Below are 16,832 nucleotides of genomic sequence, written 5' to 3'. Positions count from 1 at the left end.
TGTACGGCAGCCCGAACCGCTCCACCCAGCCCTCGCGCGCCCACACCTCGTCGGTGCCGGCGAGCGGCGCGATCTGGGCGTCCTCCATCCGGGCGATGTGCCACAGGATCCAGGCGATCGAGTTGGCGCGGTCGTAGGGCCGCCACAGCAGGTCGTCGACCGAGAGCCCGTCGACGATCGAAGGAAGGGTCTCCGCGATCCGGCCGAAGCCGTCCACGAGCAGTCGCTGGGGCCAGGTTTCGCTCATGCCTTCCGTTCTACACCGTCGAACTAGACCGTGTCCGGGAGGAGGCTCCGTGCCTCGCTCCACATCCGGGTCACGATGTCGGCGGCCGGCTCGGCCACCGCGCGCGCTGCGGCCTGGCCGGCCCAGTGGTTGGCCCGGTCGAGCGCCACCTCGGCCGCGGGGTCGGGCGTTCCCTTGCGCCACCTGGCGACCAGCCTGCGCTGGTGAGGGTAGGGCGCAGGCGACGGCGCGCCCGGAGCCTCCCAAGAGCGGACATAGCCCGTCGGGGCGGCGCGACCGAGGCGACCGGAGTAGGCCCGCGTGGCGACGGTGTCCTCCGGCGCGAGGCCGTCGAGCGAGGCCGCCCAGGCGTCCGCGATCGCGGTCTCCGGGGACCGCAGCAGCGCGGTGCCGACCTGCACGGCACTCGCGCCGAGGGTCAGCGCGGCGGCGACCGCACGTCCGTCGGCGATCGCGCCGGTGGCGATGACCGGCACGTCGACCCCGTCGACGATGTGCGGCAGCAGAGCGAACAGCCCCACGGCCGTACCTTCAGCCGTCGCCGGCTCGAAGACCCCTCGGTGCCCGCCCGCCTCGAGACCCTGCGCCACGATGGCGTCTGCACCGGCCTCCTGCGCGGCGACTGCCTCGGCCAGGGTCGTGGCGCACGCGAACCAGGCGATCCCGGCGTCGTGCAGGCGGTCGACGTACTCCGGCGAGAAGAGGCCCATGATCGAGGAGACGGCCCTCGGCCGGGCGGCGAGCATCGCCTCGCACTGCTCCTCGAACGACGGCGCGGGCGGCTGCTCGGGGCCCGGCGTACCGAACCGGGCCAGGAACTCCTCCGCCGCCGAGATCCTGGCGGGGTCGTCGTCGGCCGGGTCGGGGATCCAGATGTTCAGCTGGAACGGTCCCGACGACAGCGACCGGAACTCGGCGGCCCACTCCGCGATCCGCTCCGGCGAGTCGAGCACCACCCCCGCCGCGCCCATCCCACCGGCGTCGGCGACCGCGGCCGCCGCCGCGGGCGGACACGCACCCGCCATCGGCGCCTGAAGGATCGGCATCGTGAGGCCGTACGCCTCGCAGAACTCCTGAGCACGTCGTCGAGCAGTCACGCCGCCAGGTTAGTCCTCGACCAGTCCGTCGCGGCCCCAGCGAGGCGTCGGCCCGGGGTCGCCGAGGTCGGTCCCCGGTGGTTCCTGGGAGACGTCCTTGGCGATGGCGGTGCCCCAGTCGAAGTAGGCCATCAGCGTCTTGTGCAGGTCCGGCCGGTCGGCCAGGACCTCCTCGATCGCTGCCTGCATGAGCTCGAGCCAGCGCTGCCGGTGCTCCTCGCGGATCCCGAGGCCGAGGTGGACGTTCAGCAGGGCCTGATGGCCGCCGAGCCTGGCGGTGAAGTCGGCCGGGCCACCGAAGATCTCGCCCAGCCAGATCGCGACCCGCTCGACATGGGTGGGGGTGAAGTTCGCGAACACCGGCGCGAGGAGCTCATCGGCCAGCACCCTCTCGTAGAACGCGTCGCTCAGCCGGCGCAGCGCGGGCCCGCCGCCGAGGTCCTCGTACAAGGTCATGCCTCACCATCACGTCCGGCGCCGAGATGCGCAACGAAATACTTGTGGCGGTATGGGGACCCGAGCGGCAGGATCAGGAGCATGCGCACACTCATCTACTCAGCGTTCGTGTCCATCGACGGCGTCGTCGACTCCCCCGGCGGCGGCTCCCCGTCCGAGCAGCACCGCAGCGGCGGCTGGACCTTCAAGGACATCGAGTTCCTGCCCGAGGCCTATGCGATCAAGGGCAGCGAGATGGAGGAGGCCGGCGCGCTGCTGTTCGGCCGACGCAGCTACGAGGCCTTCGCACCGATCTGGCCCGACATCGAGGACTTCGCGGTGGTCAAGGAGATCCCCAAGTACGTCGTCTCGACCTCCCTCGGCGACGACGCCCTGGTCGACAACTGGGGCCCGCAGAACATCCTGAGGTCGCTCGACGAGGTCGAGAAGCTCAAGCAGGGCGACGGCGCCCCGATCCTGATCGCCGGCAGCGCCGAGCTCGCCCGCAACCTCTCCGACGCCGGCCTGATCGACCGCTACCACCTGCTCGTCTTCCCCGTCGTGCTCGGCGCCGGCAAGTCGATGTGGAGCGAGACCGACAAGGACAAGCAGCGCCTCGAGCTGGTCGAGTCGGAGACCTATGCCAACGGCATCATCAAGCTCGTCTACGACGTCCTCCGCTGACCCCGGTCAGGGGCAGCGCGCGTAGAGACGACGCGAGCCGGTTCCGTACGCCGTGGGGTCGGTGAACGCGCAGCCGTAGTCGGGTGCGGCGACGGCTGCCCGGTCGAGCACGTCGTCGCCGGCCGGACGGTCACCGTTCTCGACCCAGTCGACGAGGTCGCCCCAGGCGGCCGAGGCCTCGGCGGGGCTGAACTCGCAGTGCCCGGCCGAGCGGATCGCCCGCTGCACGAGCAGACCGTCGCGGTGGTGGCGGGCCACCTCACGGGCATAGATCTGCTCCAGGGAGAACGGCACGAACATGTCGCCGAGGTTGTGCAGGCTCACCACCGGGGCGGTGGGGCGACCGGAGATCCGCGACGGGGCGTTGAGCCGGTGGCTGTAGCGCCCGGACGGATCCGTGGGGTCCGCCCGCTCGATCTCGGTGTTGAGGTCGACCGGCGAGCTCGGCGTGTAGACGGTGTCCCGGTTGGTCGCCACCCGGCCGATGTTGAAGCCCAGCGTGCCGCCGTCGTCCACCGACGGCAGCGTGAAGAGGAAGTCCTTCCACTGCCCGAAGGCCGCCACCGCGCCCGGCCGCGGACCGCCGCTGCGCTCGATGGTCATCGCCCGCAGCTGCTCGCCCTCCGGGGTCAGCGTGCCGCCGAGCCCGAGCCGCTCCTTGATCACCGGGACGTCGACGCTCTGGTAGTCCTTCGTATAGGGGTAGGCGTCGTGCCCCGCGAGCGCCTGCGCGCCGAGGTTGTAGTCGACGAAGAAGTCGAAGAGCTCCACGTCCCCCAGCTGCCCGCACATCGGCATCGCACCGTCGTAGAAGCCCGGATACTGCTCCAGCGAGCGCCCGATCACGTGCCCGCCCATCGACACCCCGGTCACATAGGTGCGGGCGGCCTTCCGCGGCAGCAGCTCGGAGGCGTACGTCGCCAGGTCCCGGGTCGAGCGCACCCCGGCGCCCACGTCGTAGCCGTTGGTCGAGTAGCTCGACGCCGCCCAGGCGTACCCCTGCTCGAGGAACGTACGCCGCAGCCCGAACCCAGGCGTCTCGGGCGTCAGCGTGTAGCTGAGCCCGCGGTAGCCGTGAGCCCACATCACCAGCTCGCCGTTCCAGTCTGCCGGCACCTCGAGGATGTACGCGGCGTGCTCGTGCACGCCCTGGCGCACCGTCGTCTCCTGGCCACCGACGACGATCGGCGCGACCGGCGGGTTGCTGATCGTGTAGCCGGGAAGCGGCTGGTCACCGGGTGGTTCGGGGTCAGCGAGCGCCGTGCCGGTCGAGGCGACCAGAGCGGAAGCGGTCAGGAGCAGGGCGAGGAGAGCGGCTGACGCACGAGGCATGCCTCCGAGAGTAGGGCTCGCTGTGACTGGCGTCACAGGAATAGTGCACGATCTGCCTCGTGCACTGCGCACAACGACTCAGCGGCCGACGGCCTTCCGGATCGCGCCGAACGCCGCCCGGCCGACGCCCTTGACGCCCGCCGCGATGAAGGTGGTCCAGTCGAAGTAGTCGCGCCAGAGCACGATCTTGCCGTCGCGCACCTCGAAGGTGCCGCACACCCAGAACTCGGCGGAGACCGAGCCGCGGCTGAGCACGTCGATGCGCTCGGTGAGCACCACCGGGCCGTTGGCCGCGATGTTGATCATCCGGACCTCGAAGCCGGTGGCGTACTTCCCCATGACCCGCAGCTGTCGCCCGACATCGGAGAGGCCACGCGCGGGTGGGAGGGGCACGTTCTGGTAGGTGACGTCGTCCGCGCACAGCAGCAGCGCCGCGTCGACGTCGCCCGTCTCGAGTGCGGCCAGGAACTGCTCGACGATCTGGATCTCGGTCATGCCGTCACGTTATCGCTGTTCAGCGGCCAGTGCTGGGCTCAGGACCAGACAGTCCTGCCGGTGAAGCGCCTGGTCGTCGAGAAGCTCCTCGACGGCGACCCGTCCGCCCGGCACCCGCCGCAGCGAGCCGGCCTCCTTCTCCTTCAGGAACACGTCGCGCGCCCTGGCCAGCTCGGCGAGGTAGCCACGGTCCATGTGCTCGATCTCGAGCATCAGCGCCCAGTGTTCCGTGTCCTCCAGCGACCTCGCCGCGCCGTCGACGACCTCCCGCTCGAAGCCCTCCACATCCACCTTCACGCAGAACGGACGCCGCTGGTCGCCCAGCACCGCATCGAGCGTGGTGACCTCGACGTCGCGGAGCTGCCAGCGCGCCGAGCCGTCGTGGCGCTCGTCGTACAGCGACGACGTCCCCGACCAGGTCCGATCCACCGCGAACCGCGCGACGCCGGGCTTGTCGGCGACGGCTTGCGCGCGCAGGTCGATCGCGATCCCACGGGTCTCGAGCGTCTTGCGCAGGACCTTGTGCAGCGAGGTGTTCGGCTCGAACCCGATCAGCTCCGCGCCCTCGGGGATCTCCACCCCGACGAGCATCTCGCCGTAGTTCACACCGATGTCGATCACCGTCTGCCACTCGTGCAGCCCGAGCGCCGCCCGCCACAGCTCGAGCGAGCCCCGGATGATCCGCCCTTTGTTCGCGATCAGGCCCAGCGCCCGTGGATCCGTCGGCTTCACATAGATCCGATAGCCGTCTTCGGTCGTCGCGTACGCCATCTCGAGCACCTTCACCTTAGGGTCCGCCAATAGCCGTCGCCGAACCCTAAAGCGCCTTCGGAAACGCCAGCCGAACCTCGGGCAACGCGGATCAGGCCGCAAGCGTGTGAGTGAGGAATACGTCGCGCAGCCTGAGCTCCGCCCGCGACAATCGCGGTGGTGGGTCCGGTGCCCAGGTGTCTGGTGGTGGGCTGGTGTAGGTGTGCCCGGTGGGTGTGATGGTGATGACGCTGCCGTCGGGTCCTGGTCTGGCTCGCCAGCCGAGGGCTTCCTTGGCCTGGTTGCATCGTTCGCACAGGCCCTGCAGGTTCTCGGATCTCGTTTCACCGCCGTCGGCGTGGCGTTCGACGTGGTCGATGTTGCGGATCGGGGCGTCACAGCCGTTGGTGCGGCAGATCCCACCATCCCGGGTGGCGATGAACTCGGCCAGCCCCTCGGGGGCTTTCCGGGAGCGGGACTCCATCGCCACCAGCCGTCCGACCGGGTCGGTGAACAGCCGCCGCACGAACACCTCCGCGTCGGCGAGGGCGTCGCGGGCCCAGGCGGCAGGGACGGGGCCGTAGCCCTCGACCATGGCGGGCTGATCGTTGGTGTTGGCGAGGGAGTCGGCGGTCATCACGATCTTGACCTCGATCCGCGGCTTGCCACCAACCTCCGCGCGGCCGGTGACCCGATCGACCAGGGTGTCGGCCATGACCTGACCCCGGGTCCGCTCATCACCGGCAGCCGCAGCAGCCTTGGCGGCCTGGTCCAGTGCGGCGAAGACAGCGACCCCGTCCTTGACCGGCAACAACGCGCCGAGCCAGGTCATCGTGTCCGGTGCCGGCCGGAGGCTGACGCGGCGGTCCTTCACGGCGTTGGCGGCGCGGGCGACGACGGAGGCTTGGTCGAGGGTGATGGCGAGCTTCTTGGCGGCGTTCTCGAGCTGCCGCAACCCCATCGGCACCGCCCGAGCAGGTTCACCGTCGGGCCCGGTCGCACAGAGTTGGTGGTCGATGACCCGACGGTCCTCCACCGACAAGCACGCGGTCTCGCGGGCCAGGATGGTGGCCTGCCATTGCGAGAACAGGCCGGCCCTCATCAGTGCGAAGGTGTGCGGCATCTCCGCAGTCAGAACCTTCGCCAATCCGAGGAGCTTGGCGCCCTTCTCGGGCGAGACCCGCCGCGCCAACGCAACCTGCGAGGCCACCCCTTCACCGAGCTTCCGGGCGGGAACCCCGTCCGCGGCCTGGCGGGCCCGGACGGCGTCATCCAGGCGTACCGCCGCTTCGGCCTGGACCGCCTCGGCGGTGCACTTGACCTCTTCAAGACGCGCGACCCAGTCGACCAGCTCACCCTCGGACGCACCCGCAGGCGGCCCAGCAAGGAGGCGGTCGATGGTCTCGTACATAGGCCTTATTATATGCGCAAGAGCATCATCAGGCGACCTATTTAAGCAGGTCAAGCCGATGTTACGCAGTCAGCGAACAAGTAACGTGAACTCCGCGCCACTCTCTCGCCGCCGCCCCGATACAGGCGAAATCTTTCTCGATCGGGTGCCGAGTCAAGGACCGCGAAGCGGCCGGCGAAGCCGGCGCCCGAAGGGCGTCCTTGACGCGGCGCACGATCGAGAAACACTCAAATCAAGGGTCGGCGGCGAACCTTTGAAACGAAGAACAGTCGCTAAGCGAGCCTCCCCCGAGAAGCGACCGTGTTGGTCTCGACAAGCCTCCGCCTAGCGGCTCCGGCGGCTCGACCAGCGGGGGCTCCGGCGGCTCGGCCAGCGGAGCACGGTGGCTCCGCCGACTCGACCGCGGGATCAGGAGATCTGCTCGACCAGGTTGTCGGCGATCTCGTCGAAGGAGTTGCCGTCCCGGAACTGCTCGCCGTCGAGCAGGATGGTCGGGGTGCCACTCACCCCGTCGTCGGCGGCAGCCTTGGTGGCGGCGTCGGCCCAGGCCTTGCCGTCGAGGCTCTCGATGCGGTCCTTGACCGCGGACTCCTCAGCGCCCGCCTCGACGGCGAGGTCGACGAGGTCTGCTGCCTCGGGGAACGGGCCGGACTCGCTGGGCTGATTCTCGAAGAGCAGGTCGTGGAACTTCTTGGCGACCTCGGGACCAGCCTCCTCCTGGACGACCGCGAAGGCCGAGGTGGCGAGCTCGGAGTAGGGGCCGACCTGGTCGAGGAGCACGAACGGGCGGTAGTCGACCTGGACCTTGCCGTCGGCGGCGAGCTCGGCGAGGTCCTCACGGGACGCGTTCTCGAACTCACCACAGTAGGGGCACAGGAAGTCTTCGTAGATGACGACCTTGTGCGGCGCGTCGTCGGGACCGATGACCAGGCCGTGCTCGCTGCTGCCGGCCTTGGCCGCGGTGATCTCGTCACCACTGGACCGGTTCAGGCTGAACCACACCAGGCCACCGACGATCACCGCGAGGACGGCGACGACCGCCACGACGGTGAGGATCGACTTGCGGGCCTGCTTCTTTCGCAGAGCCTCCAGCTCCGCGGCGGCCTTGGCAGCGCGTGCCTCACGCTTCTCCTTGCGCGAGGGGCTGCTGGCTGAATCCGTGCTCATGGAACCAACATAGGGCGGTCTCCTGAGCGCAGCCTGAAACCACGCCATGGGAACCGTTATCACATCGTCTCCTAACCCTCCGCGAAGCCGCTGAGCAGCAGCGTTATGGTGCTGCGGTGGCTTCACTGAACGAACGTCTGGTCTGGATCGACTGCGAGATGACCGGGCTGTCCCTCGAGCACGATGCGCTCATCGAGGTGGCAGCCCTCGTCACCGACTTCGATCTCAACGTGCTCGGCGACGGGGTCGACATCATCATCAAGCCCCCGGCCGAGGCGCTGGAGCAGATGGACGACTTCGTACGCGACATGCACACCAAGTCCGGCCTGCTGGTCGAGCTCGAGAACGGGGTGCCGATGCGCGAGGCGGAGGAGCAGGTCCTGGCGTACGTCTGGGAGCACTGCGGCAAGGACTCCCGGCCGCCGCTGGGCGGCAACACGGTGGCCACCGACCGCAACTTCCTGGCCCGCGACATGCCCGAGCTGGAGGGCTTCCTCCACTACCGCAACGTCGACGTCTCCTCGATCAAGGAGCTGTCGCGGCGCTGGTTCCCGCGGGCCTACTTCTCGGCGCCTCCCAAGCGCGGCAACCACCGCGCCCTGGCCGACATCCAGGAGTCGATCGAGGAGCTTCGCTACTACCGCGAGGCGGTCTTCGTGCCGATGCCCGGCCCGGACTCCGAGGCGGCGAAGGAGATCGCCGGCCGGCACGGAGCCTCGATCACCGGCCTCGGCGACCCGGTGGCCACCCCCGATTCCACAGATCCGGCCTGATTCCCCTATGATTCTTGCTGGCTCGAACATGCGCTGTCCGAGCCGATGGTGGGCGTAGCTCAGCTGGTAGAGCATCGCGTTGTGGTCGCGAGGGTCGCGGGTTCAAGCCCCGTCGCTCACCCCATATGGCGAGGTTCAAACCTCCACCAGAGGGAAACCTCTGGTCAGGTTTGAACCTCGCCCTTCATCATTTCGTCTCCTTGATGGCGAGCGAGACGCGGGCGAGCGCGCCGTGCTCCAGAGCGACCCAGAGCGCACCGTCGGGACCGACGGTGAGTCCATGAGGCTCGGAGTTCGGGGTCGGCAGCGCGACGGACTCGATCACGCCGGCCGCGGTGATCGAGCCGACCCGGTTGCCACCCCACTCGGAGAACCAGAGCTCGTCGGCGCCGGCGACGATGGCGTGCGGGCGCGCGCCACGGTCGGGCAGGGGATGCTCGGTGATCTCTCCGTCGAGGGTGATGCGGCCGATCTGGCCCGCCGCGATCTCGACGAACCACAGCGCAGCATCGGGGCCGAGCGTGATGCCGACCGGCGCCGCGTCGGGAGTGGGTAGGTCGTGCACGGTGACCTCGCCGCGCAGGTCGATTCGGCCGATCGCGTTGGCCCGGTTCATGGTGAACCACAGCGCCTCGTCCGGACCGGCGACGATCGCCGACGGGAACGCCTCGGTGATCGGGAGCGGAAACTCGGTGACCGTGCCGTCGGTGGTGATGCGTCCGATGCAGTCGGTCGTCATCTCCGTGAACCACAGCGCACCGTCGGGGCCGGCGGCGAGCCCGTACGGCCCGCACTCCCGCAGTGCGTACTCGCTCACCACGCCATCGACGGTGATCCGGCCGATCCGGTGGGCGCGAGTCTCGGTGAACCAGAGCGCGCCGTCCGGCCCGGGCGCGATGATCGTCGGACCGCAGTCGGCCGCCAGCGAGAACGTGGTAGGAGACTCCCCCGGGGCGAGGCGGCCGATCTCGCCACTGCCCTCCAGGGTGAACCACAGCGCATCATCCGGACCTGGGGCGATGGCGTACGGGCCACGGCCGGGCACTGGGTGCTCGGTGATGCGGCCGGGCTGCTCGGATGTCATACGTACCTCTCTCCGTTCGGCTTCGGCGCTCCCACTCTCGCCGCGCAGCGAGGCCCGAACAACCAGTTTTCGGACCATCCTTGGAATCCCAGAATTACCTGACTAAAGTCAGGTATATGACAGTGGACACCTCGGTGATGCGCAAGTTCAACATGAGCTACGTCCGTCGGGTGGGAGCGCTCGAAGACTCCTTCCTCGGCAGTGGTCTCCCCTATGGCACGGCTCGGATCCTCTACGAGATCGGGCTCGCAGCCTCGGACTCCGATTCCGCCCCCACGGTGCAGGACCTCAGGACCCGGCTCGGCGGCCTCGACTCCGGCTACGTCAGCCGGATGCTGCGGACGCTGGAGACCAAGGGGTACGTCGCGATGGACCGCGACCCCTCCGACGGCCGGCGCCGGCTGGTGGCGCTCACCGAGGACGGCCTCAAACAGTGGGACGACCTCGAGCGCCGCTCCGAGGAGCGCGCCCACCTGCTGCTCGATCCGCTCACCCAGCGGCAGCGCGACCGTCTCAACGAGGCGCTGGCGACAGCCGACCTCCTGGTCCGCGCGGCCACGATCACCATCGAGCAGGTGGACCCGCGCGACCCGATGGCCCAGGAGGCGGTGGGCCACTACTTCGCCGAGATCGGCGACCGCTTCGGGTTCACCGTCGGCGACGAGGGCTTCGGCGACGACCCCTCGCTGCGATCGCCCCACGGCACGTTCTTCGTGGCCGCCAGCGACGGCGCCCCGGTCGCCTGCGGTGGCGTGCGCGAGTTCGACGGCACCGGCGAGATCAAGCGGATGTGGGTCGACCCCGCCTGGCGCGGCGCGGGCCTCGGCTCACGCCTGCTGCGCCACCTCGAGGCCGAGGCGCTGCGGCTGGGCCACACGGTCGTACGCCTCGACACCCGCGACGTCCTCAGCGAGGCGATCGGGATGTACGAGCGGGCCGGCTACGAGCGCATCGACCGCTACAACGACAACCCGCATGCCACCCACTTCTTCCGGAAGGAGCTGGCCTAGGCGTACGTCTCCAACCGGTCCAGCGGCGGCTGGGCGCTGGGGTGCGCGACCGCGGCGGCGCCGACCGCACAGGCCGTACGCAGCGCCTGATCGTCCGGTGCGCCGGCCCGGATCGCGAGGGTGAGCGCCGCGGAGAACGCGTCGCCGGCGCCGACGGTGTTGACCACGTCCGCCGCCGGCGCGGCGGGGACGCGAGCGGTCTCGACACCGTCGGCGATCATCGCCGCACCTGAGGCGCCGTAGGTCACCGCGACCCGCTGGGCCGCGCGCAGCTCGGGCATCGCGGCGTACTCGGTCTCGTTGACGATGAACAGGTCCACCCGCTCCACGAGGTCGGCCGGGAGGGGCTGGGCCGGGGCGGCGTTGAGCGCGACGAAGCCCGTCGCCCGGGCGGCGACGGCGCGGACCACCTCCAAGGAGAGCTCGAGCTGCATCAGCACCGCCTCGTCCGCCCCGACCGAGATCCCGTCGGCGCCGACCGACGCGTTGGCGCCGGAGCACACCACGATCTGGTTCTCCCCCGCCGCGTCGACCGCGATCAGCGCCGTCCCGGTCGGCGAGTCGGTGACGCACACGCCGGCGACGTCGACCCCGACGGCTCGGATCGTCTCGACCGCCCAGGCGCCGTCGGCATCGGAGCCGACGGCGCCGACCATCCGCACCCGCGCTCCCAGCCGGCTCGCCGCGACCGCCTGGTTGGCACCCTTCCCGCCGACGTCGCGGCGCAGCCGACCGCCACCGACGGTCTCCCCTGCGCCGGGCAACCGCTCGACGAGCGCCGTCAGATCGACGTTGATGCTCCCGACGACGACCAGGTCCTGTGGCGGGCGCACCGGCATCAGGGACGTACGAGACCGATGCAGGAGTAGGGCAGGCCAGAGATGCGCTCCACCGGCACGTCGCGTGCCTCGGCGAGCTTCTTCACCTGGCTCACGTCGGCGTCGCGGGCCGGGTCCACCAGGATCTTCGCCGGCTCGCCGTGCAGCAGCAGCCGGAGGGTCTCGTCGACGCCGGCCTGGACGAGGCTGACGTCGCCGTCCGCGAACTTCTCCGCGACCTCCTCGACCGCGTCCCAGCCCACCCAGGTGGGGGTGTGGTCGCCGCCGAGGTGGGCACCGAGGTCGAGCATCACCTTGGTGCGCACGATCGGGAAGCGGGCCGCGACCGTGTCGATGAACTTCTTGGACACGTCGGCCGGAGCCAGCTCGGCGTGGAACACCGCGCCGTGGAAGTCGTTGGGGCCGACCCGGTCGTCGTCGATGATGGGGCGCGAGACGAGGCCGGAGACCGTCGACCCGAGGGACGCCGACGGGATCAGATAGTCCTCGCGGGTGCCGTAGACCGCCACGCTCCGGCCCGGGTCGGCGAGGACCGCGAGCTCCGGGGAGAACGGCGAGGCCAGATGGGCGTCGAGCGTCGAGTTGGCCTTCTCGACCGACGCGGCCAGCTCGCGGGCGATCGCGCCCGTGCCGGTCCACCCGTCCACGAACATCACCTGGGCGGGGTCGTGGTGGGCGGCCAGATAGGCGAGCGCGGTCTGGTCGATGCCGCGACCGCGGATCATCGAGATCGCGTAGTGGGGCAGGTCGAGCCCGTGCACGCGCTGAGCCCAGCGCCGCATCAGCACCCCGATCGGGATGCCGGCACGCACCAGGGAGACCAGCACGGCATCCTGCCCGCGCCTGGCGAGCACCTGCTCGGTGACCAGGCCGATGGCGTACGCGACCCGCTGGGCCGATGCGGTCAGGGCCTCGTCGAAGAGCTCCCGGTGAGCCTCCGCGTGTTCCTCGGCCGGCGCCTCGGCCGTGTCCTCGGACAGGTCCTTGAGCAGCCAGGCGACGTCGTCGCGGTCGTAGGAGCCGAACGCCGGCCCGTGGAGAGGAGCAGGCAGCTGCCGGGCCGGCTGGTCGTGGCGCGGCTCCGGGGCGTACGCCGGGATGGTCACGACCACGACCCGCGGCGCGAGCCGGGCGAGCTGGTCGACCAGGCCGCCCTCCTCGTGCAGCGCGGGGGTGTCGGCGGGCTCGTCGACCACCAGCACGATCGTCTCGAAGGCGCCCTCGCGCAGGTTGTAGGCGTAGCGGGGCCCGTCGCCGTCGGCCGGGGCGTCGTGGGACGGGAAGGTGATCGCGGTGCGGATGGCATAGCCCGGGTCGTCGACATCGAGCACCGGCGACCGCGTGGTCGTGGAGTAGGTGATCTCGTGGCGGCGGCCCTCGGCCGCGCGCCGGTCCGCCAGGGCAGAGGCGATCCGCAGCGGTGCGTACATCAGCTCCTCGGTGCCCAGGACGTGCACCGGGCCGTCGGGGATACGGCCGGCGACGGCCGCGGCGGTCACGGTGACGGCCGACTCGTAGGAGCCGGCGGCGCTGGGCGCGAAGCCGTGGCGACCACCCTCCTGGACGGCCCGCGGCCAGGTCGCGACGACCTGGACGACCTCGCCGCGCGGGCGCTGGCTCGTCTCGACGCCGGCCAGCTGACGGAGGTTCTCGACGGTGTCGATGAGCCGGTTGCCGTTGTCGGCGAGGTCCTCGGGCAGCTCGATCTCGCCGCTCGCGAGGGAGACCACGTCCAAGGTCGCGCGCAGCCGCTTGACCGAGCGCTCCATCCGGCCGCGGTCGGCCTCCGAGCGCAGGTCGACGAGCGCGGCCACGACGTAGTGCTTGTGCGGGAACTTCTTGTGCAGCGCCCGGATGGTGCTGACAACGGTCTTGCCGGTGATGACCTCGTCGTCGACCAGCACCAGGGTGTCGGCGCGGGCAAGGAAGGCGGGGTCGGCGGGGAGCAGCCGGTGGGCGGTCGCGTGCGAGTGCTCCTCGTAGAAGTCCGCGACGGACTCGATGCCGTCGACGACCCGGCGGGTGGAGTGCAGGTAGGGCGCCCCGAGGGCGTCGGCGACGAGATGGCCGAGGGCGGTCGCGGTCTCGGCGTAGCCGAGGACCACCGCGTCACCCGTGACCGCGGCGCGCGCCTTGGCGCCCAGGCGCAGCCCGGCGTCGGTCACCAGACGCGGGTCGGTCGGAACATGCTTGCCGAGGACGGAGGAGACGAGGAGCTGCGCCCGGCGTGGGTTGCGTCGCACCGCCAGGCCCACCAGATCGGTGAGCATCATCCCGCTCGGCGCGTCGGTCGTCCGCAGACGCACGCCCAGACGTTCGGCCACCCAGGTGCCTGACCAGCCGCTCGCTTCGTCTCTCACAGGTGACATTCTCCCCCAATGCTCCTCAGCTGACTCAACCGCAGAGAGGCCGCCCCTGTCCACTGCGGGTCTCTTCTGAACAGCCCCGATGCGCCGCCCGCCGTCCAGAATGAGAACATGTTCTTGTCGGATGTGATGAAGAGCACTAGGTTCCGCACATGTCACGTCGCTCGGGAAGCTTCGCCATCGTTGTCGCTGCGGCGGCTGTGCTCGCCTTCGGAACCTCCCTGCTGAGCCCCGTTGGTCCGGCCGCCGCCGACCCTTCCGCCGACACGGCGGAGACGCCGCGGCTGTCCCGCGAGGGGCGCTGGCTGGTCGACCAGCACGGCCGGATCGTGCTGGTGCACGGGCAGAACCTGGTCTGGAAGCACGATCCGTACGTCCCGCCCGACTCGCCCGAGGGCTTCACCGCGGCCGACGCGGAATGGCTCGCCGAGCACGGGTTCAACGGCGCCCGGATCGGCACCCTGTGGGCCGGCGTGACCCCGGACGCCCCGGGACAGGTCGACGACGACTACCTCGACGACTGGCAGCGGGTGATCGACCTACTCGCCGACGAGGGCATCTGGATGCAGTACGACTTCCACCAGGACATGTGGCACGAGACCTACGGCGGCGAGGGCGTGCCCGACTGGGCAGCGAAGCGACCAGCGCCCTACAACCTGCACCCGCCGATCAAGCTGTCCTTCCCGGCGACGTACATCACGCCCGAGCTGGCCACCGTCTACGACAACTTCTGGGCCAACAAGAACGGCGTCCAGGACGGCTGGGCCGCGGCCTGGGGCGCGGTCGCACAGCGGTGGGGCGACCAGCCCTACTCGATGGGCTACGACCTCATCAACGAGCCGTGGGCGGGCCGGGAGTGGCTGACCTGCCCGATCACCGGCTGCGCGAGCTCCTACCGGGACGAGTTCCAGCCGGCGTACGAGAGGGCGACGGCGGCGATCCGCCGGTCCGACCCCGACGGGATCGTCTGGTATGAGTCGCAGCTGCTCGCCAACCAGGTCCCCAACTCGAGCTTCGGCCCGGCCGACGACGACCAGGTCGGCTACTCCTGGCACAGCTACTGCCCCTACGGCTACCTCGACTCCCAGGGCATCCCGGTCGGGGTCAGCGGCTGCAAGGACTACGACGAGACGCACAACCTCAAGGCGCTCGAGCAGGCCGAGACGATGGGCGCGACCAACCTGATGTCGGAGTTCGGCGCGACCGACAACACCGAGCTGCTGGCCATCGACACCGCCTCGGCCGACGACCACTTCACCTCCTGGATGCACTGGGCCTACAAGCACTGGGACGACCCGACCACCGCCGACGGACGCCAGGGCATGTTCACCGACGACGCCGATCTCTCGACGGTGAAGCCCGAGAAGCTGCGTACGCTGGTCCGCACCTACCCGCAGGCCACGGCCGGGACGCCGGTGGATCTCTCCTTCGACCCGGAGACCGGTGCGTTCAGCTACACCTACGAGCCCTCAGCCGATGTCGACGAGCCGACCGAGATCTTCGTCAGCCCCCTCCACTACCCGTCCGGACCGGACATCTCGGTCGAAGGCGGCCAGGTGGTCGGCGAGGCCGAGCACCACCGGATCCTGGTCGAGGCGACCGGAACCGGGCCGGTGACGGTCACGATTGACTAGGCTTGTCGCGTCCGCGTCGGTCCAGCCATCGGAGGATCAGTTGTCCGTCTCGCTCGCCAAGGGACAGTCGGTCTCGCTCACCACCGGTGACGGCAGCAGCATGACGCACGTGCGGATCGCGCTCGGCTGGGACGCGGTCAGGAAGGGCCTGTTCGGCGGCTTCCGCGGGGCCGACGTCGACATGGACGCCTCCGCGATCCTCTACGACGCGGCCGGCACCCACGTCGACCATGCCTGGTTCCGGCAGCTGAAGTCGAGGGACGGCGCCGTCGTCCACACCGGCGACAACCGCACCGGTGCCGGCGAGGGCGATGACGAGTCGATCATCGTCCACCTCGACCGTGTGCCGGCCGAGGTCGCGCAGATCGTGTTCACGATCAACTCCTTCACCGGACAGAGCTTCGCCCAGATCCAGAACGCCTTCTGCCGTCTGGTCGACGAGAACACCCACACCGAGATCGCCCGCTTCGACGTGAGCCAGACCGGCCCGCACACCGCGGAGATCATGGCCAAGGTCAGCCGTCAGGACGGTGGCTGGGCGATGACCGCGCTGGGCGAGATCGGCAACGGGCGTACGTTCCAGGACCTGCTGCCCTCGATCGCCCCGACGCTCTGACCGCTCAGACTGCGTGGATCGCGGTCAGCCGAGTGAGCCGACGCCGACGACGGTGAGGCCGGCGCCGAGGACCGTGACGCCGAGCGCTGCCAGGATCGGGGTGATCTTCGCCGCGACCTGGAGGTAGGTCTTCGACTCGGCGAACCGGACGACGAGGTTGTTGCCGGCCAGGGCCAGCATGCCGACGCCGAACAGGATCGTCGCCATGCCCAGGCCGAAGGTGATCACCAGCAGCAGCGCGAACGCCGAGCGGCCGGCGAACAGGCCGGTCACCAGGACCAGGAAGGCCCCCGGGGACGGGGTCAGGCCGCCGGAGATGCCGAGCAGGACGATGCCGGGGCGGCGTACGCCTGGCTGACCGTGGCCATGCCCATGTCCGCGACCGTGCTCGGCGGAGTGCCCGTGGGAGTGCCCGTGTCCGGTCCCCGAGCGGGCAGCACGCCAGTGCCGGCGCAGCAGCCAGAGCCCGGTGCCGATGATCAGCACCCCGGCGACGATCTGCAGCCCGGCGGTGAGGTTCTCCAGGCGTACGAGATCCGAGAGCGAGAAGAACGCCCACGCCACCGCGATGACCAGCACCGAGAAGGTGTGCATCACCGCCACCGAGCCGCCCAGCCAGGCCGCGTCGCGCACCCGGCCCTCCGCGCCGATCAGGTACGCCGCCGCCAGGGTCTTGCCGTGGCCCGGCGCGATCGCATGCGCAGCGCCGGCGGCGAAGGCGAGCACGAAGGCGGCCGCAGCGATGCCGGGCTCGTCCAGATAGCCCTGCACGCGCTCGACCAGAGCCGCCGCGCCGAACCAGTCACCCGTGAAGAAGTCGTCCATGTCAGACGCAAACGATGGCACAGAGTTCCGCCGCCGGATACGGCTGCGGCAAGCGTTTACCCACCGG

The 16,832-nt window shown here is 70.2% G+C and carries 17 protein-coding genes and 1 tRNA gene; 6 read left to right on the top strand and 12 right to left on the bottom strand.

The annotated features are described in order from the left end of the window. The 3 genes from ABTX24_RS22725 to ABTX24_RS22715 all read right to left on the bottom strand — a co-directional run. Nucleotides 1–247, bottom strand: a 247-nt coding sequence (locus ABTX24_RS22725) for a DinB family protein (protein ID WP_350842786.1), incomplete at its 3' end; no start/stop codon positions are given. A gap of 23 nt (nucleotides 248–270) precedes the next feature. After that, on the bottom strand, nucleotides 271–1,344 hold the full coding sequence (locus ABTX24_RS22720) for an NAD(P)H-dependent flavin oxidoreductase (RefSeq protein ID WP_350842784.1): 1,074 nt from the start codon (nucleotides 1,342–1,344) through the stop codon (nucleotides 271–273). A 9-nt stretch (nucleotides 1,345–1,353) separates the two neighbouring features. Then, a complete protein-coding gene (locus ABTX24_RS22715) occupies nucleotides 1,354–1,800 on the bottom strand; it encodes a group II truncated hemoglobin (protein WP_350842782.1) in 447 nt (148 codons plus the stop codon). An 81-nt stretch (nucleotides 1,801–1,881) separates the two neighbouring features. On the opposite strand from ABTX24_RS22715, the gene ABTX24_RS22710 reads away from it, so the two are divergent. Continuing rightward, nucleotides 1,882–2,463: a dihydrofolate reductase family protein gene (locus ABTX24_RS22710; protein WP_350842780.1), complete on the top strand. Its 582-nt coding sequence runs from the start codon at nucleotides 1,882–1,884 to the stop codon at nucleotides 2,461–2,463. A 6-nt stretch (nucleotides 2,464–2,469) separates the two neighbouring features. Here ABTX24_RS22710 and ABTX24_RS22705 read toward each other — a convergent pair whose 3' ends face one another. The 5 genes from ABTX24_RS22705 to ABTX24_RS22685 all read right to left on the bottom strand — a co-directional run bounded on the left by ABTX24_RS22705 (nucleotide 2,470) and on the right by ABTX24_RS22685 (nucleotide 7,618). After that, complete coding sequence (locus ABTX24_RS22705; RefSeq protein WP_350842778.1) at nucleotides 2,470–3,795, bottom strand: hypothetical protein; 1,326 nt, start codon at nucleotides 3,793–3,795, stop codon at nucleotides 2,470–2,472. Between the two features lie 78 nt (nucleotides 3,796–3,873). Continuing rightward, entirely contained in the window at nucleotides 3,874–4,290 is a 417-nt protein-coding gene (locus ABTX24_RS22700) for a limonene-1,2-epoxide hydrolase family protein (protein WP_160024982.1), read from the bottom strand. 9 nt (nucleotides 4,291–4,299) lie between these two features. Further along, the gene (locus tag ABTX24_RS22695; protein WP_350842776.1) at nucleotides 4,300–5,061 is read right to left on the bottom strand and encodes an FkbM family methyltransferase; all 762 of its coding nucleotides are present in this window, start codon (nucleotides 5,059–5,061) and stop codon (nucleotides 4,300–4,302) included. Nucleotides 5,062–5,152: 91 nt separating this feature from the next. Then, nucleotides 5,153–6,451 (bottom strand): HNH endonuclease, encoded by a 1,299-nt coding sequence (locus tag ABTX24_RS22690; RefSeq protein ID WP_350842774.1) that lies wholly within the window; start codon nucleotides 6,449–6,451, stop codon nucleotides 5,153–5,155. Nucleotides 6,452–6,859: 408 nt separating this feature from the next. After that, nucleotides 6,860–7,618, bottom strand: a complete 759-nt coding sequence (locus tag ABTX24_RS22685; RefSeq protein ID WP_350842772.1) for a DsbA family protein — start codon at nucleotides 7,616–7,618, stop codon at nucleotides 6,860–6,862. Nucleotides 7,619–7,743: 125 nt separating this feature from the next. Here ABTX24_RS22685 and orn point away from each other — a divergent pair, with 125 nt between their 5' ends. Together orn and ABTX24_RS22675 are read left to right on the top strand one after the other, a co-directional pair. Further along, nucleotides 7,744–8,391 carry an oligoribonuclease gene (gene orn / locus ABTX24_RS22680; protein ID WP_350842792.1) on the top strand — a complete coding sequence of 216 codons (648 nt, stop codon included), beginning with the start codon at nucleotides 7,744–7,746 and terminating at the stop codon, nucleotides 8,389–8,391. Between the two features lie 48 nt (nucleotides 8,392–8,439). Further along, nucleotides 8,440–8,515: transfer RNA gene (locus tag ABTX24_RS22675), tRNA-His, on the top strand. A gap of 63 nt (nucleotides 8,516–8,578) precedes the next feature. Here ABTX24_RS22675 and ABTX24_RS22670 read toward each other — a convergent pair. Further along, entirely contained in the window at nucleotides 8,579–9,475 is an 897-nt protein-coding gene (locus ABTX24_RS22670; protein WP_350842771.1) for a Vgb family protein, read from the bottom strand. A gap of 116 nt (nucleotides 9,476–9,591) precedes the next feature. Between ABTX24_RS22670 and ABTX24_RS22665 the strand changes: the two genes are divergently transcribed. Further along, the gene (locus ABTX24_RS22665) at nucleotides 9,592–10,485 is read left to right on the top strand and encodes a bifunctional helix-turn-helix transcriptional regulator/GNAT family N-acetyltransferase (protein ID WP_350842769.1); all 894 of its coding nucleotides are present in this window, start codon (nucleotides 9,592–9,594) and stop codon (nucleotides 10,483–10,485) included. On the opposite strand, the gene ABTX24_RS22660 is transcribed toward ABTX24_RS22665, so the two are convergent. Together ABTX24_RS22660 and ABTX24_RS22655 are read right to left on the bottom strand one after the other, a co-directional pair. Continuing rightward, nucleotides 10,482–11,318, bottom strand: coding sequence for a ribokinase (locus ABTX24_RS22660; RefSeq protein ID WP_350842767.1), 837 nt, complete (start codon nucleotides 11,316–11,318; stop codon nucleotides 10,482–10,484). The genes ABTX24_RS22665 and ABTX24_RS22660 overlap by 4 nt on opposite strands. A 5-nt stretch (nucleotides 11,319–11,323) precedes the next feature. Continuing rightward, nucleotides 11,324–13,693, bottom strand: a complete 2,370-nt coding sequence (locus tag ABTX24_RS22655; RefSeq protein WP_350842765.1) for a phosphoribosyltransferase domain-containing protein — start codon at nucleotides 13,691–13,693, stop codon at nucleotides 11,324–11,326. Between the two features lie 149 nt (nucleotides 13,694–13,842). Here ABTX24_RS22655 and ABTX24_RS22650 point away from each other — a divergent pair, with 149 nt between their 5' ends. Together ABTX24_RS22650 and ABTX24_RS22645 are read left to right on the top strand one after the other, a co-directional pair. Beyond that, nucleotides 13,843–15,324 (top strand): glycoside hydrolase family 5 protein, encoded by a 1,482-nt coding sequence (locus ABTX24_RS22650; protein ID WP_350842763.1) that lies wholly within the window; start codon nucleotides 13,843–13,845, stop codon nucleotides 15,322–15,324. 40 nt (nucleotides 15,325–15,364) lie between these two features. Further along, the gene (locus tag ABTX24_RS22645; protein ID WP_350842761.1) at nucleotides 15,365–15,940 is read left to right on the top strand and encodes a TerD family protein; all 576 of its coding nucleotides are present in this window, start codon (nucleotides 15,365–15,367) and stop codon (nucleotides 15,938–15,940) included. 24 nt (nucleotides 15,941–15,964) lie between these two features. Here the strand turns inward: ABTX24_RS22645 and ABTX24_RS22640 are convergent, their stop codons facing one another. Next, nucleotides 15,965–16,765 carry a HoxN/HupN/NixA family nickel/cobalt transporter gene (locus ABTX24_RS22640; RefSeq protein WP_350842759.1) on the bottom strand — a complete coding sequence of 267 codons (801 nt, stop codon included), beginning with the start codon at nucleotides 16,763–16,765 and terminating at the stop codon, nucleotides 15,965–15,967. Nucleotides 16,766–16,832 lie beyond the last annotated feature (67 nt).

It is taken from the genome of Nocardioides sp. NPDC127514 (genome assembly GCF_040302125.1).
Lineage (GTDB): Bacteria > Actinomycetota > Actinomycetes > Propionibacteriales > Nocardioidaceae > Nocardioides.
This window is presented reverse-complemented; position numbering and strand designations above follow the sequence as displayed.